This is a genomic window from Salinivibrio socompensis S35, assembly GCF_000513715.1.
Taxonomy (GTDB): domain Bacteria; phylum Pseudomonadota; class Gammaproteobacteria; order Enterobacterales; family Vibrionaceae; genus Salinivibrio; species Salinivibrio socompensis.
The window spans coordinates 1-2,239 of record NZ_AQOD01000232.1; the positions used below are offsets into that span (position 1 = coordinate 1).

At 50.2% G+C, this 2,239-nt stretch carries 2 protein-coding genes; both read left to right on the plus strand.

Annotated features, from left to right (window positions below):
• Positions 1-76: 76 nt before the first annotated feature.
• Positions 77-1,570 (plus strand): IS21 family transposase, encoded by a 1,494-nt coding sequence (istA, locus tag DZ54_RS0117285; RefSeq protein ID WP_025675469.1) that lies wholly within the window; start codon positions 77-79, stop codon positions 1,568-1,570.
• Positions 1,563-2,239: IS21-like element helper ATPase IstB (istB, locus tag DZ54_RS0117290; RefSeq protein WP_025675471.1), on the plus strand; the 677-nt coding region annotated here is incomplete at its 3' end. The genes istA and istB, both read left to right, overlap by 8 nt.

Below are 2,239 nucleotides of genomic sequence, written 5' to 3' on the forward strand. Positions count from 1 at the left end.
GTKGCCGGTCTAGCGACAATTATCTTGGCCGGTTGGTCTGATAAGGTTCGGTACAGCAGAACGGAGGGAGTTCACTGTGCCGGGAACACGAATCACGGATCAACAGGTCACTATCTATATGACTCATAGAAAACGAAATAGCCAAGTTGTTGCTGCTGCTAAAGCAGGGATTTCAGAACGTTCAGCCCGGCGTCTGGATAAAGCCAATCAACCACCAGACGAAGGCAAGCGAACATGGCGCACGCGCAAAGATCCGCTTAAATCGGTATGGGAAAGCATTGTCGTTCCTATACTCGAGCAGGATAAGGACATTACCTCTGTCGGGGTTTTTGATCACCTTTGCGAATATCACACCGATAAGTTCAGCCCCGGATCGCGCCGAACACTTGAACGCCGAATTCGTAAGTGGCGCTCTTTACATGGGGCAGCCAAAGACGTGGTATTTGTACAAACGCATGAATACGGTGCGCTAGGCATTGCTGATTTTACGCATGTGAAGTCGCCGGTCACTATCGCCGGTGAGCCATTAAAGCACATGCTATTCCATTACCGGATGCCGGCCAGCGGCTGGGCCTTCATTCAGGTTATTTATGGGGGTGAGAGCTTTGCCGCCTTCTCAGATGGATTACAAAATGCGCTGCATACTGCCGGTGGTGTGCCCAGAGAAATTCGTACCGACAGCCTCAGCGCTGCTTACAAGAATCATTCGTCAGCTGATGATTTAACGGCGCGCTTCGACGACCTCGTGAAGCACTATGGTTTTAAAGCCACCCGTAACAATCGCGGCGTTGCGCATGAAAACGGAGCTATCGAGAGTCCTCATGGACACACGAAGTCGCAACTTGAGCAGGCTTTAAAAATCCGTGGCAGTCACGACTTTGAAAGTCGTCATGCTTATGAAGCCTTTGTCGCTGCTGTGGTCGCACGACGTAACCGTCGCATCAGCGACAAATACCAACAAGAGCAGCGACAATTACAAGCGTTACCTCGAGCGATGAGCGTCAATTACACCGAGCATTATGTCACAGTATCTCGTACAAGCACTATCTGCCTGAAGCGCGTCACCTATACCGTGCCATCAAGGCTTATTGATAGTCGACTGCTGGTACGCCTCTATGATGACCGTCTAGCCTTATTTTACGGCACCGACTTCGTGACGGAGCTTGAGCGTGTCTATGCTAACAAGGGCGGTCGCGCTCGTTGCGTCAATTACCGCCATGTCATTGATGCACTGGTGAAGAAGCCGCGCGCCTTCCGCCACTCACAGCTACGCGATGACTTATTACCGGACGACAATTACAAAGCTATCTGGCAATACGTTGACGAGACGCTCATGGCAGATGAAGCGAGCTATTACATGGTCAAATTGCTTCACTTAGCCAAACAAAGTGGTTGTGAGCGTCAATTAGGGCGATTTATTGCAGCATCAATTGCTCAGCGACAATTACCGGCCATCCGTGAGTGCGAAGAGCGCTTTTTAGTGATTAAGCCAAATAAGCCATCACTCTCTATCAAGCAGCATAGCCTAAGCGCGTATGCCAATATGATACCGGGAGGCCTACATGGATAACACAACAGCCTCTCTACCACTCATGCTCAAGCAGCTTAAGCTGGCTACCATGGTTAAAGAATGGGAGGCGCTAGGCAATAAAGCGGTTAAAGAGCAGTGGAGCCCTCAGCAATACTTATCAGAGCTGTGCCATATCGAGCTGGCAAACCGCGAGGACAAACGCTTACAGCGGTTACTAAAAGACGCAAAGTTACCGGCTGGGAAACACCTTGGTAGCGTCGACTTTACTCTGATCGATGGTATCTCGACACACCAAGTCATGAGCCTGGTTAATCAACCCAGTTGGCTGAGGCATGGCGCTAATATCTTACTGTTCGGTGCCAGCGGTCTCGGCAAAACCCATATCGCCAGTGGCATCGGTTATGGACTTATCGAGCAAGGCTATAAGGTTAAGTTCATCGCCGCATCAGCCATCGTCCAACAGCTACAGCAAGCCAAGCAGCACCTTCGACTACAGGATGAGCTGCTGAAGCTGGATAAATACAACCTGCTTATCGTTGATGACGTGGGTTACGTTCGCAAAACGGAGCAGGAAACCAGTGTGCTGTTCGAGCTTATCGCTCATCGATATGAAAGACATAGCATGATCATCACTTCAAATAAGTCGTTCGAGCAATGGGATGAGCTGTTCGACGACTCAACAATGACCATCGCTGCCATCGATCGGCT